General features: G+C 73.6%; 21 protein-coding genes. 12 read left to right on the forward strand and 9 right to left on the reverse strand.

The window, feature by feature from the left end; all coding sequences use genetic code 11:
- Positions 1 to 2 precede the first annotated feature (2 nt).
- On the reverse strand, positions 3 to 1,262 hold the full coding sequence (locus ABZ801_RS23095; protein ID WP_360701054.1) for an Ig-like domain-containing protein: 1,260 nt from the start codon (positions 1,260 to 1,262) through the stop codon (positions 3 to 5).
- 270 nt (positions 1,263 to 1,532) lie between these two features.
- Between ABZ801_RS23095 and ABZ801_RS23100 the strand changes: the two genes are divergently transcribed.
- Positions 1,533 to 1,958, forward strand: a complete 426-nt coding sequence (locus ABZ801_RS23100) for an OB-fold nucleic acid binding domain-containing protein (RefSeq protein ID WP_344959291.1) — start codon at positions 1,533 to 1,535, stop codon at positions 1,956 to 1,958.
- Between the two features lie 166 nt (positions 1,959 to 2,124).
- Complete coding sequence (locus ABZ801_RS23105) at positions 2,125 to 2,742, forward strand: DUF3159 domain-containing protein (protein WP_360701204.1); 618 nt, start codon at positions 2,125 to 2,127, stop codon at positions 2,740 to 2,742.
- Between the two features lie 220 nt (positions 2,743 to 2,962).
- On the opposite strand, the gene ABZ801_RS23110 is transcribed toward ABZ801_RS23105, so the two are convergent.
- Positions 2,963 to 3,622, reverse strand: coding sequence for a TrkA family potassium uptake protein (locus ABZ801_RS23110; protein ID WP_344959293.1), 660 nt, complete (start codon positions 3,620 to 3,622; stop codon positions 2,963 to 2,965).
- Positions 3,622 to 4,287, reverse strand: coding sequence for a TrkA family potassium uptake protein (locus ABZ801_RS23115; RefSeq protein ID WP_344959295.1), 666 nt, complete (start codon positions 4,285 to 4,287; stop codon positions 3,622 to 3,624). Before ABZ801_RS23115 ends, ABZ801_RS23110 begins: the two co-directional genes overlap by 1 nt.
- A 176-nt stretch (positions 4,288 to 4,463) precedes the next feature.
- Here ABZ801_RS23115 and ABZ801_RS23120 point away from each other — a divergent pair, with 176 nt between their 5' ends.
- Together ABZ801_RS23120 and ABZ801_RS23125 are read left to right on the forward strand one after the other, a co-directional pair.
- Positions 4,464 to 6,515: an APC family permease gene (locus ABZ801_RS23120; RefSeq protein WP_344959297.1), complete on the forward strand. Its 2,052-nt coding sequence runs from the start codon at positions 4,464 to 4,466 to the stop codon at positions 6,513 to 6,515.
- A 19-nt stretch (positions 6,516 to 6,534) separates the two neighbouring features.
- Entirely contained in the window at positions 6,535 to 7,848 is a 1,314-nt protein-coding gene (locus ABZ801_RS23125; protein WP_360701207.1) for a class I SAM-dependent RNA methyltransferase, read from the forward strand.
- 38 nt (positions 7,849 to 7,886) lie between these two features.
- On the opposite strand, the gene ABZ801_RS23130 is transcribed toward ABZ801_RS23125, so the two are convergent.
- Positions 7,887 to 8,648 carry a class I SAM-dependent methyltransferase gene (locus ABZ801_RS23130; protein WP_360701058.1) on the reverse strand — a complete coding sequence of 254 codons (762 nt, stop codon included), beginning with the start codon at positions 8,646 to 8,648 and terminating at the stop codon, positions 7,887 to 7,889.
- Positions 8,649 to 8,730: 82 nt separating this feature from the next.
- Positions 8,731 to 9,054 carry a hypothetical protein gene (locus ABZ801_RS23135; RefSeq protein ID WP_344959301.1) on the reverse strand — a complete coding sequence of 108 codons (324 nt, stop codon included), beginning with the start codon at positions 9,052 to 9,054 and terminating at the stop codon, positions 8,731 to 8,733.
- Positions 9,055 to 9,261: 207 nt separating this feature from the next.
- Here ABZ801_RS23135 and ABZ801_RS23140 point away from each other — a divergent pair, with 207 nt between their 5' ends.
- Together ABZ801_RS23140 and ABZ801_RS23145 are read left to right on the forward strand one after the other, a co-directional pair.
- Positions 9,262 to 9,666, forward strand: a complete 405-nt coding sequence (locus ABZ801_RS23140) for a helix-turn-helix transcriptional regulator (RefSeq protein ID WP_344959303.1) — start codon at positions 9,262 to 9,264, stop codon at positions 9,664 to 9,666.
- 152 nt (positions 9,667 to 9,818) lie between these two features.
- Positions 9,819 to 10,238: a hypothetical protein gene (locus ABZ801_RS23145; RefSeq protein ID WP_360701061.1), complete on the forward strand. Its 420-nt coding sequence runs from the start codon at positions 9,819 to 9,821 to the stop codon at positions 10,236 to 10,238.
- Positions 10,239 to 10,274: 36 nt separating this feature from the next.
- On the opposite strand, the gene ABZ801_RS23150 is transcribed toward ABZ801_RS23145, so the two are convergent.
- A complete protein-coding gene (locus ABZ801_RS23150) occupies positions 10,275 to 11,303 on the reverse strand; it encodes a DUF1906 domain-containing protein (protein WP_360701063.1) in 1,029 nt (342 codons plus the stop codon).
- Positions 11,304 to 11,540: 237 nt separating this feature from the next.
- On the opposite strand from ABZ801_RS23150, the gene ABZ801_RS23155 reads away from it, so the two are divergent.
- Together ABZ801_RS23155 and ABZ801_RS23160 are read left to right on the forward strand one after the other, a co-directional pair.
- On the forward strand, positions 11,541 to 12,515 hold the full coding sequence (locus ABZ801_RS23155) for a hypothetical protein (RefSeq protein WP_360701066.1): 975 nt from the start codon (positions 11,541 to 11,543) through the stop codon (positions 12,513 to 12,515).
- Between the two features lie 95 nt (positions 12,516 to 12,610).
- Positions 12,611 to 13,537 carry an LLM class F420-dependent oxidoreductase gene (locus ABZ801_RS23160; RefSeq protein WP_344959406.1) on the forward strand — a complete coding sequence of 309 codons (927 nt, stop codon included), beginning with the start codon at positions 12,611 to 12,613 and terminating at the stop codon, positions 13,535 to 13,537.
- 77 nt (positions 13,538 to 13,614) lie between these two features.
- On the opposite strand, the gene ABZ801_RS23165 is transcribed toward ABZ801_RS23160, so the two are convergent.
- The gene (locus ABZ801_RS23165; RefSeq protein ID WP_360701069.1) at positions 13,615 to 15,339 is read right to left on the reverse strand and encodes an MFS transporter; all 1,725 of its coding nucleotides are present in this window, start codon (positions 15,337 to 15,339) and stop codon (positions 13,615 to 13,617) included.
- Positions 15,340 to 15,550: 211 nt separating this feature from the next.
- Between ABZ801_RS23165 and ABZ801_RS23170 the strand changes: the two genes are divergently transcribed.
- On the forward strand, positions 15,551 to 16,306 hold the full coding sequence (locus tag ABZ801_RS23170; protein ID WP_344959311.1) for a TetR/AcrR family transcriptional regulator: 756 nt from the start codon (positions 15,551 to 15,553) through the stop codon (positions 16,304 to 16,306).
- An 8-nt stretch (positions 16,307 to 16,314) separates the two neighbouring features.
- Here ABZ801_RS23170 and ABZ801_RS23175 read toward each other — a convergent pair whose 3' ends face one another.
- The gene (locus tag ABZ801_RS23175; protein ID WP_360701072.1) at positions 16,315 to 17,166 is read right to left on the reverse strand and encodes a TIGR02452 family protein; all 852 of its coding nucleotides are present in this window, start codon (positions 17,164 to 17,166) and stop codon (positions 16,315 to 16,317) included.
- A gap of 141 nt (positions 17,167 to 17,307) precedes the next feature.
- Here ABZ801_RS23175 and ABZ801_RS23180 point away from each other — a divergent pair, with 141 nt between their 5' ends.
- Genes ABZ801_RS23180 through ABZ801_RS23190 form a run of 3 tightly spaced genes read left to right on the forward strand, consistent with a single transcriptional unit; the run spans position 17,308 to position 22,313 of the window.
- Positions 17,308 to 18,210 (forward strand): DUF3152 domain-containing protein, encoded by a 903-nt coding sequence (locus tag ABZ801_RS23180; RefSeq protein WP_360701075.1) that lies wholly within the window; start codon positions 17,308 to 17,310, stop codon positions 18,208 to 18,210.
- Positions 18,211 to 18,258: 48 nt separating this feature from the next.
- Positions 18,259 to 19,758, forward strand: coding sequence for a 3' terminal RNA ribose 2'-O-methyltransferase Hen1 (locus ABZ801_RS23185; protein ID WP_360701077.1), 1,500 nt, complete (start codon positions 18,259 to 18,261; stop codon positions 19,756 to 19,758).
- On the forward strand, positions 19,755 to 22,313 hold the full coding sequence (locus ABZ801_RS23190) for a polynucleotide kinase-phosphatase (protein WP_360701079.1): 2,559 nt from the start codon (positions 19,755 to 19,757) through the stop codon (positions 22,311 to 22,313). The genes ABZ801_RS23185 and ABZ801_RS23190 overlap by 4 nt, the downstream gene beginning before the upstream one ends.
- A 78-nt stretch (positions 22,314 to 22,391) precedes the next feature.
- Here the strand turns inward: ABZ801_RS23190 and ABZ801_RS23195 are convergent, their stop codons facing one another.
- Positions 22,392 to 22,667, reverse strand: coding sequence for a zf-TFIIB domain-containing protein (locus ABZ801_RS23195; RefSeq protein ID WP_360701082.1), 276 nt, complete (start codon positions 22,665 to 22,667; stop codon positions 22,392 to 22,394).
- Between the last annotated feature and the right edge of the window lie 34 nt (positions 22,668 to 22,701).

Raw genomic sequence — 22,701 nt, forward strand, 5'->3', positions numbered from 1 at the left:
CGTCACAGGCGCGAGGGCCGGACGGGGTGTTTCAGCGCGCTGCCCGCCCGCCACACCGACCACGGAAGCTGCCAGTACCCCCAGCCGTTGTGCCACTCCAGGGGACGGTCGGTGCCGAGGATGGTGACGACGTCGCCCCGCAGCGACTGCCCGTAGAACCAGCGGGCGAACTCCGGGGAGGCGTTCACGCACCCGTGGCTGACGTTCGCCCGCCCCTGCGAGCGGACCGACCAGGGCGCGGAGTGGACGTACTCGCCGCTGGAGGAGATCTGCACCGCGTGGCGGACCGTCTTCTTGTAGTAGCGGGGGTCCTTGCGGTCGGTGACGCCCATCCACGCCGACGACATCACCACCGGGTCGGCCTTGCCCATGGTCAGGTGGACGCCGCTGGTGGTGGTGTACTTGCGGACCCCGCCCTTGCCCGCGCTGATCCCCGCCCACCGCACGGCACGGCCGTTCACCCGCACGGTCATGCGGTGCCGCGGCACGTCCACGGTGCTGATCCGGGACGGGCCCACGTGGAAGCCGGTCGCGTGGTCGGACCTGCCGTACACGCCCGGCGCCGCCCGCACCCCCGCGGTGTGCGCCACCAGCGCCACCCGCTGCCCGGCGGGCCAGAACCGGCGCGGCCGGAACACCACCTGGCGGCCGTCCAGCCAGCGCCACGCGCCCGGCACGGGACGGCTCATGCGCAGCTCCAGGGACCGCTCCACGGCCGCGCGGTCGAGCACCGGCCGGTCGAAGACGACGATGACCGGCATGCCGACCCCGACCGCCTCGCCCGCGCGGGGCGTCACGTCGGCGATCCCGAACGTGGCCTGGGGGCGCAGCGTGCTGAACCGGGCGGTCGCGGCCGTGGGGCGGTCCCGTTCGACGCCGGCGGAGTCGACGGTGTAGGCGGTGCCGGGACGCAGCGTCCAGCGCGTCCGCCAGGTGCGGCGGTCGCGCGACATGCGTCCGGGCGCGCGGGTGCCGTCGGCGGCGCGCACGACGACGCGGCGCAGCGTCCCGCGCCGCGCGGTGACCACGACCCGGCGGTCGGGCCGCACCCCGCGCGTCCCGTGCGCGGGCGTGATCAGGATGGGCGGCGGCACGGACGGCGCGGCCGCCGCCCCGAACGCGCGGGCCGCCCGTCCGTCCCCGCCGGTCTCGTCTCCACCTCCGCCGCACGTGGCCAGGGCGGTGAGGGCGGCCGCGAGCGTCGCGGCCGCGCCCCCGGCCGTCCAGTTCCTCCAAGTCGGTGCGTTGCCCCTGCGCAGCATCCTGTCCCCGTACCGTCTGCCGTGACCTGCGATGAGAATCCCTCCGTGGCGATCCGCCTACCGAGGGTGACGTCCACCAAAAACTAGACGTCGAGCGGCCCGGGCGGGGGGAGGCCGCCGAAGTCGCGCGTCTCGATTGGGTGACGGAACGGGCCGCCGCGCCGCGGCACCGGCGCCGCCCGCCCGACTCGTCGAACGTCGCCCCGGTTTCCACGGGTTCACCCCTGTCACCCCCGACAGTTCCTCCTTGGGATGCCTTACGCTTCGAACATGGACGAGGTGCCGGCCGACACGCGGGCCGAGACACGCAGGACCCCCGAGTCCGACCGCGGACGCGGCGGACTGCGACGCTTCCTGCGCCGCATGACGTCGAGCAAGGCCGAGATGGAGGCCGAGGAGCTGCAGAAGACCAGCGGGGCGGAGGGCGCCACCCCCATCACCGCCTGCGCGGCGCGCAAGCGCGCCTGCGTGGCGGGTACGCTACGTACGGTGACCCTGCGGCCCCGTGGCGGAGCGCCGGCCCTGGAGGCCGAGCTCTACGACGGCACCGACGTGATCAACCTGGTCTGGCTGGGCCGCCGCAAGATCGCCGGGATCGACCCGGGGCGGCGGCTGCGCGCCGAGGGCCTGGTGAGCGTGCAGGACGGTCGCAAGGTCATGTTCAACCCCCGCTACGAGCTGCGTGGGTCCGCGTGACCGTGCCGCGGGCGGGGGCGACCCGGTGAACGAGCGCGAGGCGAACGGGGGCGGCGTGGCCGCGGACGACGAGAGCGCGACCGGCGGGGCGGGGACCTCCGCCCCGGCGGCCGGCGAGGGCACGGCGCGTGGCGAGGGCGCCGCGCACGACACGGTCGAGGCGGCGGTGCGGGCGCAGCTGTCCAAGGCCCTGGGCGGCGTCCGCGGCATGATCGAGGCCGCCGTGCCCACCATCGCCTTCACCACCGCCTACGTGGCGAGCAAGGACGTCAAGCTGGCCGCGAGCATCGGGGTGGGCGCGGCGGTGCTGCTGCTCGTCGTGCGGATCGCGCAGCGCTCCACGCCGCAGTTCGTGCTCAACAGCCTGGTGGGCATCGCGATCGCGGCGTTCTTCGCGCTGCGCTCGGGCCGGGCCGAGGACGCGTTCGTCCCCGGCATCCTGCTCAACGCCGCCTACGCGGTCGGCATGATCTTCTCGATCGCGGTGCGCTGGCCGGTGGTGGGGTTCATCATCGGCTCGGTCACCGGCGACCCCACCGGCTGGCGGTCCGACCCGGGCGTGGTGCGGCTGTGCACGCGGCTGACCTGGCTGCTGGCGGTGCCCAACGTGCTGCGCGTGGCCGTGCAGTACCCGATCTACCTGGCCGACGGCGACCAGAGCGCCCTGCTGGGCCCCGCCAAGATCGTGATGGGGTGGCCGCTCCAGGTCGCCGCCCTGGCCACCATGGTCTGGCTGCTCGCCCGCGGCCGCACCCCCCTCACCCCGCCCCGTCCCTCCGCTTAGGCCAAGCGCGCCGAGGAGCACAGGGGCGGTGTGCCCGCGGAGAGCGCGGGCCGTTTGCTCCTCGTGATTTCGCCCAGGGGGACCCCCTGGAACCCCCGAGGAGCACAGGGGCGGTGTGCCCGTAGAGCGCGGGCCGTTGCTCCTCGTCATTTCGCGCAGGGGAGCGACCCCCTGGAACCCCCGTGTTGCCCTGCGGGCGCTCGGCGCCCGCAGGGCGGGGTCAGCGGGCGCCGAGGAGTTCGGCGAGTTCCTCTTCCACGTCCTGGCTGGCGACGAACATCAGCTCGTCGCCCGGTTCGAGGGTGTCGTCGCCGCTGGGGACCAGCACGCGGCCCTCCCGCAGGATCGCCACCAGCGCGGTGTCGCGCGGCCAGGACACCGAGCCGACGCGCTCGCCGCCCAGCGGGGCGTCCTCGGGCAGCGTCAGCTCGACCAGGTTGGCCTCGCCCTGCCGGAACGTCATCAGCCGGACCAGGTCGCCGACGCTGACCGCCTCCTCGACCAGGGCCGACAGCAGCCGCGGCGTCGAGACCGCCACGTCCACGCCCCACGACTCGTTGAACAGCCACTCGTTCTTGGGGTGGTTGATACGGGCCACCACGCGCGGCACCCCGTACTCGGTCTTGGCCAGCAGCGACACCACCAGGTTGACCTTGTCGTCCCCGGAGGCGGCGACGACGACCTGGCAGCGTTCCAGCGCCGCGTCGTCCAGCGAGGCGATCTCGCAGGCGTCGGCCAGCAGCCACTCGGCCCGCGGCACCGTCTCCACCTTGATGGCGCGCGGGCTCTTGTCGATGAGCAGCACCTCGTGGCCGTTCTCCAGCAGCTCCTGGGCGATGGAACGGCCCACCGCCCCGGCTCCGGCGATCGCGACCCGCATCACACGTCCTCCTCGCTGCGCGTGGCCACCGCCGCGTTGACCCGCTCCAGGTCGTCGGCGCGGGTCATGATGTGGACGATGTCGCCGTCCTGGATCACGGTGTCGGCCTCGGGCACCAGGGCCTCGCCCATCCGTGACAGAAATGCCACCCGCGTGCGGGCGGCCTCTTCCAGTGCGGCCACCTTGTCGCCGACCCAGGCGGGGCCGAGGTCCAGTTCGGCCAGCACGACCTCGCCGGTCGGGTCCCGCCACAGCGGCTCGGCGCCCTCGGGCAGCAGCCGGCGCAGGATCTGGTCGGCCGTCCACCGCACGGTCGCGACCGTCGGGATGCCGAGCCGCTGGTACACCTCGGCGCGGCGCGGGTCGTAGATGCGGGCGACGACGTTGTCGACGCCGAAGGTCTCCCTGGCCACCCGGGCGGAGATGATGTTGGAGTTGTCGCCGCTGCTGACCGCCACGAAGGCCGACGCCTGCTCGATCCCCGCCTCGGCGATGACGTCGCGGTCGAACCCGAACCCGGTGATGCGCCGGCCCTTGAAGCCGCTGCGCAACCGGCGGAACGCCTCGGGATTCTGGTCGATGATGGCCACCGAGTGGCCCTTGTCCTCCAGGATGTGGGCGAGCGTCGACCCCACCCGCCCGCAGCCCATGATCACGATATGCACGGCCGTTCCTTCTCCGGTTACCCCCAGGATCGGTCCCGCTCGGACGATCCATGCCGGGCTGCAAAACTACACATCCGCCCAGGCAAGTACTACCCAACCGGGCGGACCTCCAGCCACCGGAACGCCCGGGACGGGCCGGTGCGAACGGCGCGGCACCGGCGGCTAGAGTCTCATCCGTGTCGAAGGCTTCCGACCTCGTCAAGCGGCTGGTCGTTGGCAGGGCCCTGCGCAGCACGCAGCTGCACGAACAGCTGCTGCCCAAGCGCATCGCGCTGCCGATCTTCGCCAGCGACCCGCTGTCCTCGGTCGCGTACGCGCCGCAGGAACTGCTCATGATGCTGGCGGTCGCCGGAGCGTCATTCTACGCCTACGGGCCGTGGATCGCCCTGGCGATCGTCTTCCTGATGGCGGTCGTCGTCGCGTCGTACCGGCAGAACGTCCACGCCTACCCCAGCGGCGGCGGCGACTACGAGGTCGCCACCGTCAACCTGGGGCCCAACGCCGGGCTCACCGTGGCCAGTGCCCTGCTGGTCGACTACGTGCTGACCGTCGCGGTGTCGGTGTCGTCGGGGGTGGACAACATCGGCTCGGCCGTCCCGATCATCGGGGAGAACCCGGTGATCGCCGCGCTGGCCATCATCACGCTGCTGACCGTGATGAACCTGCGGGGCGTCCGCGAGTCCGGGACGTTCTTCGCGATCCCCACCTACGCGTTCGTCGTCGGCGTGCTGTGCATGGTCGTCTACGGGCTGTTCCGGCTGGGCGTGCTCGGCGACCACCTGCGCGCGCCGACCGCCGACCTGGAGGTGCGCGCCGAGCAGAGCGACCTGGCCGGGTTCGCCGTGCTGTTCCTGCTGCTGCGGGCGTTCTCGTCCGGCTGCGCCGCGCTGACCGGCGTGGAGGCGATCAGCAACGGGGTGCCGGCGTTCCGCAAGCCCAAGAGCCGCAACGCCGCCACCACGCTGCTGATGATGGGCATGATCGCGGTCACCATGTTCTGCGGCGTGATCGTGCTGGCGCTGGAGTCGCACGTGCGGGTGGCCGAGAACCCCGCCCACGACCTGCTGCGCAACGGGCAGCCGGTGGGGGCCGGCTACATCCAGGAGCCGATCCTCACCCAGGTCGCCTCGGCGGTGTTCGGCGGCGACTCGCTGCCGTTCTTCTACATCGCGGTGGTCACCGCGCTGATCCTGTTCCTGGCCGCCAACACCGCCTACAACGGCTTCCCGGTGCTCGGCTCGATCCTGGCGCGCGACGGCTACCTGCCGCGCCAGCTGCACACCCGCGGCGACCGGCTGGCGTTCAGCAACGGCATCATCATCCTGGCGACCATGGCCGGGCTGCTGGTGTACGCCTTCCAGGCCGAGGTCACCAAGCTGATCCAGCTCTACATCGTGGGCGTGTTCGTGTCGTTCACGCTCAGCCAGATCGGCATGGTGCGGCACTGGAACCGGCACCTGGTCACCGAGACCGACCCGGCCAAGCGCCGGCACATGAAGCGCTCGCGGATCATCAACGCGGTCGGCGGCTCCACGACCGGGTTCGTGCTGGTGGTCGTGCTGCTGACCAAGTTCACGCACGGCGCGTGGATCGTGTGCATCGCCATGCCGGTGCTGTTCCTGATCATGAAGGGCATCCGGCGGCACTACGACCGGGTGCGCGAGGAGCTGACCCCCACCGGCGAGGACGTGGCGCTGCCCGCCCGCAACCACGCGATCGTGCTGGTGTCCAAGCTGCACAAGCCGACGCTGCGGGCGCTGGCGTACGCGCGGGCGACCCGGCCCTCCACCCTGGAGGCGGTCACCGTGGCCGTCGACTCGGAGGAGTCGCAGCGGCTTCAGGGCGAGTGGGACGCCCTCGACCTGCCCGTCCCGCTGAAGATCCTGGACTCGCCGTACCGGGAGGTCACCCGGCCGGTGCTGGAGTACGTCAAGAGCGTGCGGCGCAAGAGCCCGCGCGACGTGGTGACGGTGTTCCTGCCCGAGTACGTGGTGGGGCACTGGTGGGAGCACCTGCTGCACAACCAGAGCGCGCTGCGGCTCAAGGGGCGGCTGCTGTTCGTGCCGGGCGTGATGGTGACCAGCGTGCCGTGGCAGCTGGCCTCGTCCGACCGGCTCAAGGGGCGCCCGGAGCCGCCCGGCCCGGGGTCGGTGCGGCGGCCGTACCGCGAGGCCCCGCGAGGGGACGGGCTGCACGCCGGCGGCGGTATCGTGTCCAAGCGTGACTGATCTGGGGGCGGACCCGGGCATGGACCCGGAAGCGGACGAACTCCTCGAACTGGAAGTGGGCGGCGTCGGCAACGGCGGCGTCTGCGTGGCCCGCCACGAGGGGCGGGTGGTGTTCGTCCGGCACGCCCTGCCGGGGGAGCGCGTGCGGGCGCGGGTGACCGAGCGCACCAAGCGGTTCATGCGCGCCGACGCCGTGGACATCCTGGAGGCGTCCCCCGACCGGGTGCAGGCGCCGTGCCCGTTCGCCGGGCCGGGCCGCTGCGGCGGCTGCGACTGGCAGCACGCGTCGCTGCCCGCGCAGCGCCGGCTCAAGGCCGCCGTCGTGGAGGAGCAGCTGCGGCGGGTGGCGGGCATCGAACGCACGGTCGTCGTCGAGGAGCTGCCGCACGCGCCGGACGGCCTGGGCTGGCGCACGCGGGTGCAGTTCGCCGTCCGCCGCGACGGCGCCGTCGGCCTGCACCGGCACCGTTCCCACGACATCGAGCCGATCGACGAGTGCCTGATCGCCCACCCCGGGGTCGAGGTGATGGGCATCGAGCGCAAGCCCTGGCGCGGCGCCGCGTCCGTCGAGGGCGTCGTGTCCGCCGCGACCGGTGACCGGGTGGTGGTCGTCCGCGGCGGCGCGAAGGCGCGCGTGCCCCGCCTGGACGTGCCCGTCCGGCTGGTGCGCGGCCGTCCCGCGCCCGGGACGCAGATCCCGTACGTGCGCGAGGAGGTGTCCGGGCGCCTGTTCCAGGTCAGCGGCAGCGGCTTCTGGCAGGTGCACCCGGGCGCCGCGCAGGTGCTCACCGACGCGGTGATGGACGCCCTGCAGCCCCGGCCCGGGGAGATCGCCCTCGACCTGTACAGCGGCGCCGGGCTGTTCGCCGCCGCCCTCGGCGAACGCGTCGGCCCGGACGGGCTGGTGGTGGCCGTCGAGTCCGACGCCCAGGCCGTCCGGGACGCCAAGTTCAACCTGCGCGACCTGCCCCAGGTGGCCGTCGAGCGCGGCCAGGTCGCCGACGTGATCGCCGAGCTGGAGTTCGGCCGTGCCGACGGCGGCTCCGACCGCGCCCAGCCCAAGCGCGGCGACCACCGGCGCGGCGCCCGGGTGCGGGGCGCCGACGTTATCGTCCTGGACCCGCCCCGTGCCGGGGCGGGTCGCGAGGTGGTCGAGCACGTCGCCCGCCTGGGCGGCCGCCGGATCGCCTACGTCTCGTGCGACCCGGCCACCCTGGCCCGCGACCTGTCCTACTTCGCCGACCGCGGCTGGACGCTGGCGAACCTGCGCGCCTTCGACGCCTTCCCCATGACCCACCATGTGGAGATCCTGGCGGTGCTGACCAGGGGCTAGAGCGCGGCCGGGTTGGGCCGGCTCTGGGCAGGCCTGGGTCAGGCGTGGGTGAGGCGGAGCTTGGACTGGCGGTGGCCGGTCCGGTCCCAGTCGTCCATGGGCCGGGCGGACAGGCCGTGCCGGGCGGCGAGCGCGACGAGCGTGCCGGTGCGGTAGTAGAAGTCCTCCCGCAGGACGTGGTGCTCCTCGCCGTCGGTGCGGTTGAAGGTGAAGTCGAAGAAGCCGCCCGGGGCCAGCACTCGCCCCACGTTCGCCAGGCACTCCTCGATGACCTGGACGGGGGAGTGGGAGAACACGCTGTGGGCGTGCACGACGGTGAAGTAGGCCGCGGGCAGGAACTCCAGGCGCAGGTCGCGCACCAGTGTCAGGTGCGGTAGGCGGTCCTGCAGCCCGTCCCGGACGATGGTGTCCTGGGCGGCCAGCAGGATGTCGGGGGAGATGTCCACCCCGTAATAGTGGCCGGGCTCCAGGAACCGGACGAACAGCCGTCCCGCGCGCAGGTTGCCGCAGCCGATCTCCAGCATCCGGTCGCCGGGGGACAGCCCGTGCCCGGTCAGGTAGTCGAACTGGAGCCTGCCGAGCCGCTCCCAGTGCTCGGGCGACGGCGTGCCGACCGCGCCGTTCGGGCTGCGCGCCGCGTCCGAGCGCATCACGGCCCGGTAGTAGCTCACGTGGTCGCGGGCCCGCGTCCGCAGCCAGGCGTCGCGGGCCAGCCTGCGCGCGTACGGCACGACGCGCCGCGGATTGCGGACGGCGTATCCCACCTTGTACGACAGGCGGGCGCGATTCTTGGCCTCCATGGGCAGAGCATGCCCAACCCGGACGAAACGGAACGCCCGGAGCGTCCGCCGTCGTGCCGCACGCGATGCGACACCGCGGCCGTCAGCGGCCGAGGAGGGCGACGGCGGCGCCCACCACGGTCGAGGCGACGGCCGCCAGCAGGGACAGCAGCGCCACGGTGTGGCGGAAGCGGTTGTCCAGATGGCCGCGGGTCACCTGCTCGCGTTCGATGGCGACCAGCCGGTCGCCGAGCTCCTCCAGCAGCCGCGCCTGGTCCTCGGCGCGGCGCTCCTGCACGTCGGCGCGCTGGTGCAGCAGCGCCATCCGGCCCTCCAACCCGGCCAGCCGGACGTCGACGCCGCGGCGCAGTTCGGCCAGTGCCAGTTCCATGGTGATCGGTCCAGTGATCGGTCCGTCGTCGGTCACGTCGAACCCGCCCCTTCGTTGGTGTTCGTGCGGGCCGCGCCGGGGACCGGGTCTGTGCCGGGGGACCGGAGACGCGCGTCTCGGCGGACCCGTCTCCACACTAGGAACCTATCGGTAACACTGCAAGAAGGAACCGGTAATTAATGGAAAGGATGATGAAGAAAACCTTCGCCGTTCGGTTACTGGATGTTCCTGAATGTTTCCGTCATGCTGAAACGCATGGGTGGTGAGCTGGACCGGGGTCGGGTCGCCAAGTACGTGGTGGCCCGCCGGGGAGCGCTCGGCCTGACGCAGGAGCGCCTGGCCGAACGCGCGGGGGTCACCGTCAAGACGGTCTACAACCTGGAGTCGGCCGAGCGCTGGCCGCAGGCGCGCACCCGCGCCGCCATCGAGGAGGCGCTGGAGTGGCGGCCGGGCGACCTGGTGCGCATCGCCGAGGGCGGCGAGCCGGCCCCGGGCCGGGACGGGACGCCGGACGAGATGGCCGTGGCGCTGCGCGAGCTGGAGGAGCTCAACGCCTACTTCGCCGACCTGCAGGCCGACTCGGGGGACAAGCGCCGGATGGCCCTGGCCTTCCTGCGCGCCCTGTACGGGGAGCCGGAGGGGCGCTGACCGGCGGCTCCGCCCGGGATTTTCCGTGATCTGAAAAGATTTCCGGAACTGACCGGTTGTTGCGCCCCTGACAGCCGGGCACACTGGGGGTGCCGGTTCAGGTCAGGATCCTCCGGCCTGGGCCCTCCCCGCGGTGAAGGAAGTGGTCGCCCATGCGCGCAGTCGGACGCGCGTCGGCTGTCCGGTGCGCCCTTTTCCGGTATGCGCTCGCCCGGTATGCGCTCGTCCGGTGCGCGCTCGCCGCCGCGGCGGCCGGCGCGGGGGCCGCCGCCGTCGCCGTGCCGCTGCGCGGCCTCGCCGAGGTGCTGCTGATCGCGGTGAACGCCGCGCTGGCCGTCGTGGTCCTGGGCACGGGGCTGTGGACGGTCCGGCTCGCGCGGGAGCTGCGCGAGGGGCAGGCCGAGCTGATCCGCCACGTCGAGCTGCAGACGCGCGTGCTGCACAACGCCGCCCGGCTCGCCGCCGCGGCCGCCCGCTCCGACGAGCGCGGCCCGGGTGTCGGCCCGGGCGCCGGCCCGCAGGGGCCGGACGTCACGCTGCCCGAGCCGCGACGTCCGCCGGACGAGCGGTAGGCCCCCCACGTGACCGGGCGCGGCGCGGACGCCCGGTCACGTGCGCCAGAAGAGCAGTTTCGCGCTGCCGCCGGTGACGGCGGCCTCGGCGCCGCCGTGCTGGACGACCTGGAAGCGCACCCGGTGGCCGTCGTTGACGGTGTCGGCCGACACCCCGTACAGCACGTTGGTCTCGTCGCCGGAGGACACGAAGTCCTGCACCGGTCCGACGTCGAACCGCGCGGTGTCGCCGGCGTCGACCTCGATCAGCCGCGCCTGGACGCGCGTGCCCGCCGGGACGCCGCGCAGCCTCACCGCCGCGGTGAGGCTGTACCGGGCGGGGCCGTTGAGCAGGCTCGGGCCGCCCTCGTCGGCGTGCTGGTGCTCGCTGTCGGCGTACTCCCTGTCCCACCGGATCGTCGTCCACGTGCCGGGGGCGAGCGTCTGCTCGCCGGTGACGCCGACGGACACGTAGTCGGGCATGTCGTCCTCCCCGGGCGAGACGCCGACGCGCCACTGCCCGTAGTCGTCCTTCATGGCGCGGTCGTAGTCGACGCCCACACCGTTGATCTTGTGGTCGTTGGAGTACTGCTGGATGTGGGCGCGCGCGTCCCACTTCCCGCCCGACCAGGCGTAGGTCTGCCACGCCCAGCGGGCCTTGCCCGCGTCCAGCGCGCGCTTGGTGGGGCCGTAGCCCGCGTACAGGCCGACCCGGTCGCGGCCGATCACCGACGCCGCGCCGTCCAGGTAGGCGTTGACGGCGGCCTGCTGGCTCGCGGACGCGTCGAAGTCGACGGCGAAGTAGATCGGCCGGTCCTCGGGCATGCCGCAGTTCGCGGCCTGCTTGGCGGCGTCCCGGGCGTCGGCGGCGCCGCCCGAGCGGCCCGACAGCGCCCGCCGCGCCGTGGTCTCCCACACGACGACGAGCCACAGGCCGGCCCGCGACAGCTGGTCGGCCTCGGCCCGGGTCAGGTTCTTGCCCGAGGTGTCGTGCGACAGGTAGCGGCACACGAACCTGGCCCCGGCCTTCTTCAGGGCGTCCGGGCCCGGACGCCCCCAGGCGTAGTCGACGCCGAACACGCTCATGCTCACTCCACGTGGCGACAGCGGTCGTTGTGTAGTCGATTCAACCTGCCCAGATGGGGCGTCCGCAGAGAATCGCTCATATTTCGGGGCGTCCTGGCCGCCTCGACAGGCCGACCGTTACTTGACGAAAGGTTGACGTGACCGCCGGTGCGACACGCCGCCGCCGCGCTAGTAACTCGTCCGGGCCCCGGCTACAACTGATCTGCTCTGATCGGCCGGGGTCACGGGGGGACCATCATGATCGAGAAGGTGGGCGTGCGCGCCGTCGCGCGCGGCCTCGTCGTACCGCTGACCGCGGTGCCGCTGCTGGCGACGGCCCAGGCGGCCGGGCCCGCGGGCGCCGCCGAGACGCGGCCCTGGCCGCCCACGGGCACCGCGACGTCGGCCTGGCCGCCCGGCGTGTACGGCGCGCCGTCGCTCGCGGGGTCCCGCGGCGGCAGGTCCAAGGCGGCCCGGGGGATCATCATCACCACGGCCGCTCCGCGGGGGCCGCTGCTGCCGGGACGCACCTACAGCTGGCCGTTCGCCGTGACCAACAAGAACCGCAAGCGGGTCGGCCCGCTGGTGCTGCGGATGCGGATGTCCAGGCCGCTGATCTACGTGTCCGGGCAGCGTCACTGCGCGTTCGGCCGCGGTGTGGCGGCCTGCCGGCTCGGGACGCTCAGGCCGGAGCAGACGGTCGTGGGCGTGCTGACCGCCCGGGTCGCCCGGACGGCCAGGCCGGGCCAGGCGGTCGGCGGCAGGCTCACGGTGACGTGGGGACGGCCGTCCACGGTCAGCCACGCGTTCCCGCTGGTGAAGGTCGCCCGGACCGCCGACCTGTCGGTGCTCCACCGGGCGTCGGCCCGCGTCCGCTCCGGCCGGGCCATCACCTACCTGGTGCGGGTGCACAACGCGGGGCCGTCGCCGGCGCGGGGCGTCGTCGTCGCGGCCAGGGTGCCGGGCGGCCGCAGGAACGTGGTGCGGATGGTGCGCGGAGGCTGCCGCCGCCACGAGTACTTCCTGATGTGCCACCTCGGGACGATCGCGCCCGGAGGGGACAGGACGCTCCGCTACAGGCTCATGCCGCGCCGCGCCGGCTGGGGGCCGCGTCCGGGTGCCGTGGTGCGCTCCGGCGCCAAGGTCACCGCGTCGACCCCCGACCTCAACCTCCGCAACAACGCCGCCGTCGCCGCCACCAGGGTCCTGCCCGCGCGCCGCGGCCCGTGGTGACCGCCTCGCCGCGATCTCGCCGTCCGCGCTGACCGTGCCCCGGTTTCCGGGGCCCGGTGGCGTGCGCAGTGTCGGTTTGGTACCAGGATGGACCCATGCGTCTTCGGATCTTCACCGAGCCCCAGCAGGGGGCGAGCTACGAGACACTGCTGTCGGTGGCCAAGGCCACCGAGGACCTGGGGTTCGACGCCTTTTTCCGCTCGGACCACTATCTGAAGATGGGCGAGGTGACCGGGGAGCCGGGCCCGACCGACGCCTGGATCACGCTGGCCGCGCTGGCCCGCGAGACGTCCCGGATCCGGCTGGGCACGCTGATGACCGCGGCCACGTTCCGCTACCCGGGGCCGCTGGCCATCGCGGTGGCGCAGGTCGACCAGATGAGCGGCGGCCGGGTGGACTTCGGCATCGGCACCGGCTGGTTCGACGCCGAGCACACCGCCTACGGCATCCCGTTCCCGAGCCTGAAGGAGCGGTTCGACCGGCTGGAGGAGCAGCTCGAGATCATCACCGGGCTGTGGCGGACCCCCGCCGGTGAGACCTACTCCTTCGAGGGCAGCCACTACGCGCTGACCGACTCCCCGGCGCTGCCCAAGCCGGCCCGGCCGGACGGCCCGCCGATCCTGCTCGGCGGTCTCGGCGCCAAGCGCACCCCGCGGCTGGCGGCCCGGTACGCCGACGAGTTCAACGTGCCGTTCGCCAAGGTGGACGACACCGGTGCCGCCTACGAGCGGGTCCGCGCGGCCTGCCGGGAGGCGGGACGGACCAGGCCGATGGTGTACTCGGCCGCCCAGGTGGTGTGCGTCGGCCGCGACGAGGCCGAGATCAGGCGGCGGGCCGACGCGATCGGCCGCCAGGTGCCGGAGCTGCGCGAGAACGGCCTGGCCGGCACGCCCGGCGAGGTCGTCGACAAGCTCGGCAGGCTCGGTGAGATCGGCACCGAGTGCGTCTACCTCCAGGTCCTCGACCTCGGCGACCTGGAGCACCTGGAGCTGATCGCCGCCGAGGTCCTCGGCAAGGTCTGACACCCCGTGCCGTCACGGGCCGCCGCCCCGCGCCGCCGAGCGGCGCGGGGCGGCGCGGGGCGGCGGCCCGTCCCGTGTCAGGCGGTCGCCGGGACGACCGGGTCGGCGGTGCCGCCGCCGGGTGCGTCCTCCTGCGGGCGGGCGTGCCGGGGGAGCAGGAAGGTCACCAGGAACGTCAGCCCGAGCATCCCGACCACGACCCACAGCGTCACGGTCATCGCGTCGCTGAAGCCCTCCTTGGCCGAGCGTTCCGCGGCCGTGCCGACCGCCTGGCGGACGGCGGGGGCCGAGGCCGGAGCGGCGGACGCGGCCGCCGTCACGTCGCGTTCCAGCCGGACGCAGGATTCGGGGACCCCGGCGCCGTCCTCGGCCGAGGCGCGGTCGCGTCCGCAGGCGCGCAGGTCGTCGACGATGAGGTCGCGTTGCGGGGCGGCGACGGAGGCGGCGGCGAGCCGGTCGCGCAGGGCGGGCGCGGCGTGCTCGGCCTCGGTGGCGACCTGCCCGCCGAGCAGGCCGAAGAAGACGGTGCCGAGCACGGCGGCGCCGAGCGCGCTGCCGAACTGCTGGACGGCGGTGAGCGTGCCGCTCGCGGACCCGGTCTCGTGCGGCTCCACGCCCGACACCACGATGTCGAAGAACGGGGCCATCAGCAGGCCCATGCCGATGCCGCAGACGAGCAGGGCGGGGGTGAGCTGCCACGGCCCGACCCCGGTGCCCGCGATGTTCAGGGTGAGCGCGACGGCGGCGACCCCGGCGGCCATGATGGCGGTGCCGCCGTGGATGACGGGGCGTCCGAACCGCTGCACGGCCTGCGCGACGCCGAACCCGGCGATGATGCCGAGCGACCACGGCACCTGGGACAGCCCCGCCTTCAGCGGCGAGTAGCCGAGCCCCATCTGCAGATAGAGGCTGAACACCAGCGCGAAGCCGGTCATGCCGGCGAAGAACACGACGCCGACCAGCAGCCCGGCGGTGAAGCCCCGCTTGCGGAACAGGCCCGGGATGACCAGCGGGTCGCGGCCCGCGCGCTGGCGGCGCGTCTCGTACCAGGAGAAGACGCCGAACACCGCGACCGACAGGGCGAGCAGCGCGAAGATCCAGGCGGGCCAGTCCAGCTCGCGGCCCTGGACGAGCGGGTAGACCAGCAGGCCCGCGCCGAGCGCCGCCAGCGCCGCGCCGGGCAGGTCCAGGCGCGTGGTGTCCCCGCCGCCGTCCCGGGGCAGGTAGCGCAGGCCCGCCAGGACGGCCGCCAGGCCCAGCGGCAGGTTGATCAGGAAGATCATGCGCCAGCCGGTGCCGAACAGGTCGGCGCCGGTCAGCCAGCCCGCCAGCACCGGACCGCCCACCGACGACAGCCCCATGACCGGGCCGAAGGCGGCGAACGCCGTGCCGACCTCCTTCGGCGGGAACATCCGCTTGATCATGCCGAGGCCCTGCGGCAGCATCAGCGCGCCGAACAGGCCCTGGGCGACCCGCGAGCCGACCAGCATGCCGGGCGACTGGGCGAGCCCGCACAGCAGCGAGGCCGCGGTGAAGCCGGCCGCGCCGACCAGGAACATGCGGCGGCGCCCGTACAGGTCGCCGAGCCGCCCGCCGGTGATCAGGCCGATCGCCATGGCCAGCGTGTAGCCGGCGGTCAGCCACTGGACGGTGCCGGCCGAGCCGCCGAGGTCGGCGCGGATGGTGGGCGCCGCGATCGCGGTGATCAGCGCGTCCAGCATGTCCATGATCTCGCCGGCGAGGATCACTATCAGGGCCGCCCAGCGCCACCGGTAGGCGGGGGCGGCGTCCGTGTGGGACATCGATTCTCCAGAGGGGTTCGGGGGCGGGGGGAGCCACCCGCGAAGAACACTGTTCGTCGTTACGAACACTGTTCTATGCTGGGAACGTCGTTCGTGTCAAGTACGCTGTTCGTCATCTGTGGAGACGAGGGGCGGCCGCAATCTCTCTCCGATAGAGAAGATATATCGCGTTAGCGGCCCGTCAAGATGTATCGCGAAAACGGGAGGTTCCGTGTCGGACACCGGCGCCCCGGAGATGCCCGCACCACCGTGGCGCAGCAGGCGCAGGCCGGCCGCGCCGCCGCGCCAGCCGCTCAGCCAGGAGCGCATCGTCGACGTCGCGTTGCGTCTGCTGGACGCCGAGGGGCTGGAGGCGGTCAGCATGCGCCGCGTCGCGCAGGAGCTGGGCACCGGCCCGGCCTCGCTCTACGCGCACGTCGCCAACAAGGACGAGCTGTTCGAACTGATGCGGGAACGGGTCGCGGGGGAGGTGCGCCTCCCCGAGCCGGACCCGGCGCGCTGGAGTGAGCAGATCCGGGAGACGGCCCGGGAGATGCACCGGGTGCTGAGCGCGCACGCCGACATCGCCCGCGTGTCGATGGCCACCATCCCCACCGGGCCCAACGCGATGCGCATCGGCGAGGGACTGCTGTCGATCATGCTGGCGGGCGGAGTGCCGCCCCAGATCGCGGCCTGGACGATCGACCAGATCTCGTTGTACGTGACGGCCCACGTGTACGAGGGCTCGCTGCACCTGGCCCGCCAGCGCGCCAGCGGCGAGAGCGTCGAGGAGTACATGACGGGGTTCCTCGGCCAGGTCCGCGACTACTTCGCCAGCCTGCCGCCCGACCGGTTCCCCAGCATGGTGCGGCACGTCGGGGAGCTGATGAACGGCGACGGCGACGACCGGTTCGAGTTCGGCCTCGACCTGCTGATCCGCGGCCTGGAGTCCTACGTCGGCGCCCGCCCGGCCGGCGCCGGCCCCTGACGCGGACGTCAGGCGGTCAGGGGCGCGAGGACGCGTTCGAAGGCGACCTGGCGGGGCGCGCCCTTGGCCGTGTCCCACACGGCGAACACCACGTGGTCGAAGCGTCCGGCGAACTCGCCGCCCGCGGCCAGCGGCTCGGCGAACGCCTGGGCGACCTCGGCCGGGTCGTTGCGGAACACGCCGCAGCCCCACGCGCCCAGCACCAGCCTCCGGTGGCCGTGGTGCGCCGCCACCGCGAGGATCTTGCGGGCGCGCAGACGCAGCACCTCGGGGATCCGCGCGGCCACCCGCTCGTCGCGGATCGCGCCGCGGTTGGGCGCCGGGGAGGTGAGGAACGCGACGTCGTACGGCTCCTCCAGCAGCCGCCCGGCGTCGTCGCGGAACACCGGGACGTCCGGGGAGTAGATCATGTGGTCGCTGTAGAGCAGGTCGCCCTGGGCGCGGTGGAAGTCGTAGTACTCGCGGGCGGCCGTCAGCGAGGCGTACAGCGCCGACGAGCGGGCGAGCCCCTCCTCCTGGGCGTGCGCGCCGTTGAGGAAGCCGCCGCCGGGGTTCTTGGCGGACGCGAAGTTGAGCGCCAGCGGCGTGTGACCGGGTTCGCGCAGGCGGCGGGCGGCCGCGAGGGTGGTCTCCCCGGTCACCTCGACGCGCGTGCCGCCGCCCGTCCCGGCCGCGGGCGCGTCCGGCAGCCGGGCGAGCAGCCCGTCGAGCTCGGCGGGGCGGTGCAGCACGGTGCCGCGCACCGCGGCCTCGATCCGATCGGCGACGGCCACGGTACGGCCGGACGGCGCGGTATAGTCGCCGCGCTCGATGATGGCCACGGTCTGCTGGGCGGTCTGCCGCCGGGGATGTCTGCTCATGGCGGCACGAGTCTGCCGGGGCGGGGCGGACGCCGCCAACCGGTTTTCCCCGCCTTGATCAGCGATAAGTCGTGATTTTGCAACATTTAGGGTGCTTTCTGGCATCCTGGGCGGGCCATGGAGCCACCAAGATCACGAAGCGTGCCGTCCCCGCCGGACACCCGCGAACCCGGCATCGACCCAGGCGCCCGCGGCGTCCCCGCGGCCTTCGACGAACAGCTCGAACAGTCGCTGGGAGCCGGACGGCGGCGCCGCGCCGGCACGATCGCCCTGGGCGCCCTCGCCACGCTGCTGGTCACGGCGGCCATCGTCGGCATCGGCGCGTTCGTCTTCCAGGGCGGGCTGATGGGCGGCGGCGCCTCCAGCGCCCACGTGCGGAAGACGACCGCCCCGCCCGCCACCGGCGACGCGCGGCCCCGCATGGAGGCCGAGCCGTCGGCCCCGCCCAGCATCAAGCCCACGCGCGAGACGTACATACCGAAACGCGGCACCGGCAAGTTCTCCCGCCCCAAGGGCGCGAACAAGACGGTCGGGCGCGGCGGACGCCTCATGCGCTACATGGTCGAGGTGGAGGGCGGCCTGCGGCAGGACCCCACGGAGTTCGCCCGCAGCGTCGACCGCATCCTGGCGGACCCGCGCGGCTGGACCGCCGCGGGACGGGTGTCGTTCCGCCGCGTGGACTCCGCCCCCTACGACTTCGTGGTGCGCCTGGCCTCACCCGGCACCACCGACAAGCTGTGCGCCGCCTACGGCCTGGACACCGAGGGCAAGGTGAACTGCGCCGGAGGCAAGGAGGTCGTGGTCAACCTGCGGCGCTGGCTGCTGCTCACCCCCTACTACAAGGGCAAGCCGGACGACTACCACGCGCTGACCATCAACCACGAGGTCGGCCACCGGCTCGGGTACGACCACGTCACCTGCCCTGGCAAGGGCCGTCCCGCGCCCGTCATGCAGCAGCAGATCTTCGGGCTGAAGGGCTGCGTCATCAACCCCTGGCCCTACGACCGCAAGGGCCGCTACATCACCGGCCCGTCGGTGCCCTGACCCGAAAACCCGTGGGGCCGGACGACGGGGCTCCGCCACACTGGCACGGTGCTTCTGACGATCACCACGACGATGGCGCCCGCCACGGACCTCGGCTACCTGCTGCACAAGCACCCCGACCGCGCGCAGGCGTTCGAGCAGTCCTTCGGCACCGCGCACGTCTTCTACCCCGACGCCGGCGAGCGGCGTTGCACCGCCGCGCTGCTGCTGGACGTCGACCCGGTGAAGCTGGTGCGCACGCGCGGCAAGGGCACCCCGGACTTCTCCCTCGGCCAGTACGTCAACGACCGCCCCTACGCGGCGTCGTCCCTGCTGGCGTCCGCCATGGCCAACGTGTTCCGCAGCGCGATGCGGGGCCGCTGCGACTCGCGTCCCGAACTGGCCGCCGGGCGGCTGCCGCTGGAGATCCGGCTGCCCGCCCTGCCGTGCCGGGGCGGCGCGGAACGGGCCGAACGCTGCTTCGCGCCGCTCGGCTGGAACGTCGAGGCCGTCCCGCTGCCCCTGGACCCCGGGTTCCCCGAGTGGGGCGACTCGCGCTACGTGTCCCTCACGCTGACCGGCGAGCTGCGGCTCGCCGACGCCCTCAACCAGGTCTACGTGCTGCTGCCCGTGCTGGACGACGCCAAGCACTACTGGATCGCCCCCGACGAGGTCGACAAGCTCGTCCGCGCCGGCGAGGGCTGGCTGGCCTCCCACCCCGACCGGGCCGCGATCACCCGCCGGTATCTGGCCGGCCGGCGCGGGCTGGTACGGGCCGCGCTGGGCCGGCTCGCCGACGCCGACGACGCCCCCGAGGACGCCCTCGACCGCGACCCGATCGAGGAGGAGCCGCCCGCCGCCGACCCCACCGCCGCCGAGCCGGGCGCCCCCGAGCCGGACGACGCGGCCGGGGCCGCCGCGCCGCCGGTGCCGCTGGCCGAGCGCAGGATGCAGGCGGTGCTGGAGACCCTGCACGCCGAACGCGCCCCGCGCGTCATCGACCTGGGCTGCGGCACCGGCCGCCTGCTGGCGCGGCTCAAGCAGGACCGCTACTTCGAGAAGATCACCGGGGTGGACGTCTCGCACCGCGCCGTGCAGATCATGCACCGCCGCGGCCTGCCCGACGAGCACGGCCCCGACCGCGAACCGCGCGTCGAGGTGTTCCAGGGCGCGCTCACCTACGCCGACGAGCGGTTCGCCGGGTACGACGCGGCCGTGCTCATGGAGGTGATCGAGCACGTCGACCCGCCCCGGCTGCCCGCCGTCGAGCAGGTGGTGTTCGGCGGGGCGCGGCCGCGGCTGGTCATCGTCACCACCCCGAACGTGGAGTACAACGTGCGCTACGAGGGCCTGGCGCCGGGCGCCGCGCGCCACCCCGACCACCGGTTCGAATGGACGCGCGCCGAGTTCGCGTCCTGGGCCGGCCGGGTCGCCGAGACGTTCGGCTACCAGGTGCGGTACGTCCCGGTGGGCGACGACGACCCGCAGGTCGGCCCGCCGACCCAGATGGCGGTGTTCTCGCTCGGCGCGGGGACCGCGGCGCGGAAGACGAACGGGGGAGACGCGTGACCGAGATCAGGGTTCCCGAGATGGGGCTGGTGGTGCTGGTCGGCGTGTCCGGCTCGGGCAAGTCGCACTTCGCGGCCCGGCACTTCAGGCCCACCCAGGTGGTGTCGTCGGACTACTGCCGGGGCGTGGTCGCCGACGACGAGAACGACCAGTCCGCCTCCGGCGACGCGTTCGACCTGCTGCACTACATCGTCCGCAAGCGGCTGCGGCGCGGGCTGCTGACCGTCGTGGACGCCACCAACGTCCAGCAGAAGTCGCGCGAGCAGCTCGTCCGCATCGCCAAGGAGCACGACGTGCTGTCGGTGGCGATCGTGTTCGACGTGCCCGAGCAGGTCGCGGTCGAACGCAACGCCGCGCGCGCCGACCGGCGGCTGCCCGACCACGTCGTCCCGCGGCAGCGCCGCGAGCTGCGGCGCGGCCTGCGCTCGCTCGGCCGCGAGTTCAAACGCGTGTACGTCCTGCGCGACGTCGCCGAGATCGACGCGGCGACCATCGTCCACGAGAAGGCCTGGACCGACAAACGTGAGCTGACCGGCCCGTTCGACGTCATCGGCGACGTGCACGGCTGCCGCGCCGAACTGGAGGACCTGCTCGGCGACCTCGGCTACCAGATCGAGCGCGACCCGCTCGGCCGGGCCGCCGGCGCCCGCCACCCCGGCGGCCGCACCGCCGTGTTCGTCGGCGACCTGGTCGACCGCGGCCCGGACACGCCCGGAGTGCTGCGCCTGGTCATGGGCATGGTCGAGGCCGGCACGGCCCTGTGCGTGTCCGGCAACCACGAGGCCAAGCTGGTGCGGGCACTGCGCGGCCGCAAGGTGCGGGTCGCCCACGGGCTCGCCGAGTCGCTGGAGCAGCTCGCCGCCGAACCCGACGACTTCCGCGCCGCCGCGCTGGCGTTCATGGACGGCCTGATCAGCCACTACGTGCTCGACGAGGGACGACTCGTCGTGGCGCACGCCGGGCTCAAGGAGTCCTACCACGGCCGGGCGTCCGGGCGGGTGCGGTCGTTCGCGCTGTACGGCGACACCACCGGCGAGACCGACGAGTACGGACTGCCCGTCCGCTACCCGTGGGCCAGGGACTACCGGGGCAAGGCCATGGTCGTGTACGGGCACACGCCCGTGCCCGAACCCGAGTGGATCAACAACACCATCTGCCTGGACACCGGCGTGGTGTTCGGCGGGAAGCTGACCGCGCTGCGCTACCCCGAACGGGAACTGGTGCAGCGTCCGGCGCGCCGGGTCTGGTACGAGCCGGTGCGCCCGCTGCACCCCGGCCCGGGCCACGCCGCCCCGGGCGGGCACCGCGAGAACACGGCGCTGAAGATCGAGGACGTGCTCGGCAACGGCGGCGTGGAGACCCGGCTCATGGGCCGCGTCGCCGTCCGTGAGGAGAACGCGCTGACCGCGCTGGAGGTGATGAGCCGGTTCGCGGTCGACCCGCGCTGGCTGGTCTACCTGCCGCCGACGATGGCGCCGTCCGCCACCTCCGCGCTGCCCGGCTTCCTGGAACACCCGGCCGAGGCGCTGGCCGCGTACCGCGACGCGGGCCTGAACCGCGTCATCTGCCAGGAGAAGCACATGGGCTCGCGCGCCGTCGCGGTCGTCTGCCGGGACGCGTCGGTGGCCGCCGCCCGGTTCGGCGTGGACGACGGCACGACCGGCGCCGTCTACACCCGCACCGGACGGGCGTTCTTCAACGATCCCGCGCTGACCGGCGCGCTCCTGGACCGGCTGCGCACCGCGATCGGCGCCGCCGGGCTGTGGGACGAGCTGCGGACCGGCTGGCTGGTGCTCGACTGCGAGCTGCTGCCCTGGTCGGCCAAGGCCATGGAGCTGATCAGGACCCAGTACGCGGCGACCGGCGCGGCCGCGCGGGCCGCCCTGCCGGCCGCCGCCGAGGCGCTCGCCCGCGCGTCCGCGCGCGGCCTGGACGTCGCTGACCTGCGTGGACGCGTCGACCGGCGGCTCGCCAACGCCGCGCTGTTCCGCGACGCCTACGCCCGCTACTGCTGGACGGTGGACGGCTTGGACGGCATGCGGCTGGCCCCGTTCCAGATCCTGGCGGGCGAGGGCCGCGCCTGGGCCACGGCCCGTGAGCACGACTGGCACATGCGGATCGCGGCCCGGCTCGCCGAGGCCGACCCGTCCGGACTGCTCCTGGCGACCGAGTCGCGCGTCGTCGACCTGGCCTCGCCGGAGTCGGAGAGGGACGTCACCGGCTGGTGGGAGGGGCACACCGGACGCGGCGGCGAGGGCATGGTCGTCAAGCCGCTCGGGCCGTTCCCGGAGGACCGGAAGATCCAGCCCGGGATCAAGTGCCGGGGCCGGGAGTACCTGAGGATCATCTACGGACCGGACTACACCGAGCCGGGCACCCTGGAGCGGCTGCGGGGGCGGTCGCTCGGCCGCAAGCGCTCGCTGGCGATGCGCGAGCACGCCCTCGGCGTGGAGGCGCTCGACCGGCTCACCTCGGGAGAGCCGATGTGGCGGATCCACCAGGCGGTGTTCGCCGTCCTCGCCCTGGAGTCCGAACCCGTCGACCCCCGCCTGTAGGCCGGGGGCGTCCGCCGCGCGGCAGGGCGGCGCGCCGATGCCTCGGGTGTCGGCACGCCGCCGGGACGAGACGTCCGCTCAGGTCGTGAACAGCATGTGGAACAGGCCGCCGTGGTGCGGGCGGTGGTAGTGCCCGCCACCGTGGTGATGGTGGTGCACCTGCCCGGGCGCACCCCACGCCGGCGCGGCCGGGGCCGCGGGCGGCGGGGCGGCGTGGGCCTGGCCCTCCAGGCGGCTCAGCGCCTCCAGTTCCCCGTAGTCGAGGAAGATCCCGCGGCAGTTGTCGCATTGCTCGATGTGGACGCCGCTACGGGTGTAGGTGCGCATCACGCCGTGACACTTGGGGCAGTGCATCGCCTCATCGTCCTTCCGTAAAAATCCCCAGGTG

It is taken from the genome of Actinomadura sp. NPDC047616 (genome assembly GCF_040642915.1).
Taxonomy (GTDB): Bacteria; Actinomycetota; Actinomycetes; order Streptosporangiales; family Streptosporangiaceae; genus Spirillospora; species Spirillospora miaoliensis.

Bases quoted from the DNA above. Each gene is read 5' to 3' on its own strand.
- ABZ801_RS23095 (WP_360701054.1), bottom strand. From the start codon at position 1,262: ATGCTGCGCAGGGGCAACGCACCGACTTGGAGGAACTGGACGGCCGGG.
- ABZ801_RS23100 (WP_344959291.1), top strand. From the start codon at position 1,533: ATGGACGAGGTGCCGGCCGACACGCGGGCCGAGACACGCAGGACCCCC.
- ABZ801_RS23110 (WP_344959293.1), bottom strand. From the start codon at position 3,622: ATGCGGGTCGCGATCGCCGGAGCCGGGGCGGTGGGCCGTTCCATCGCC.
- ABZ801_RS23125 (WP_360701207.1), top strand. From the start codon at position 6,535: ATGGACCCGGAAGCGGACGAACTCCTCGAACTGGAAGTGGGCGGCGTC.
- ABZ801_RS23130 (WP_360701058.1), bottom strand. From the start codon at position 8,648: ATGGAGGCCAAGAATCGCGCCCGCCTGTCGTACAAGGTGGGATACGCC.
- ABZ801_RS23140 (WP_344959303.1), top strand. From the start codon at position 9,262: ATGCTGAAACGCATGGGTGGTGAGCTGGACCGGGGTCGGGTCGCCAAG.
- ABZ801_RS23145 (WP_360701061.1), top strand. From the start codon at position 9,819: ATGCGCGCAGTCGGACGCGCGTCGGCTGTCCGGTGCGCCCTTTTCCGG.
- ABZ801_RS23150 (WP_360701063.1), bottom strand. From the start codon at position 11,303: ATGAGCGTGTTCGGCGTCGACTACGCCTGGGGGCGTCCGGGCCCGGAC.
- ABZ801_RS23155 (WP_360701066.1), top strand. From the start codon at position 11,541: ATGATCGAGAAGGTGGGCGTGCGCGCCGTCGCGCGCGGCCTCGTCGTA.
- ABZ801_RS23160 (WP_344959406.1), top strand. From the start codon at position 12,611: ATGCGTCTTCGGATCTTCACCGAGCCCCAGCAGGGGGCGAGCTACGAG.
- ABZ801_RS23165 (WP_360701069.1), bottom strand. From the start codon at position 15,339: ATGTCCCACACGGACGCCGCCCCCGCCTACCGGTGGCGCTGGGCGGCC.
- ABZ801_RS23175 (WP_360701072.1), bottom strand. From the start codon at position 17,166: ATGAGCAGACATCCCCGGCGGCAGACCGCCCAGCAGACCGTGGCCATC.
- ABZ801_RS23195 (WP_360701082.1), bottom strand. From the start codon at position 22,667: ATGCACTGCCCCAAGTGTCACGGCGTGATGCGCACCTACACCCGTAGC.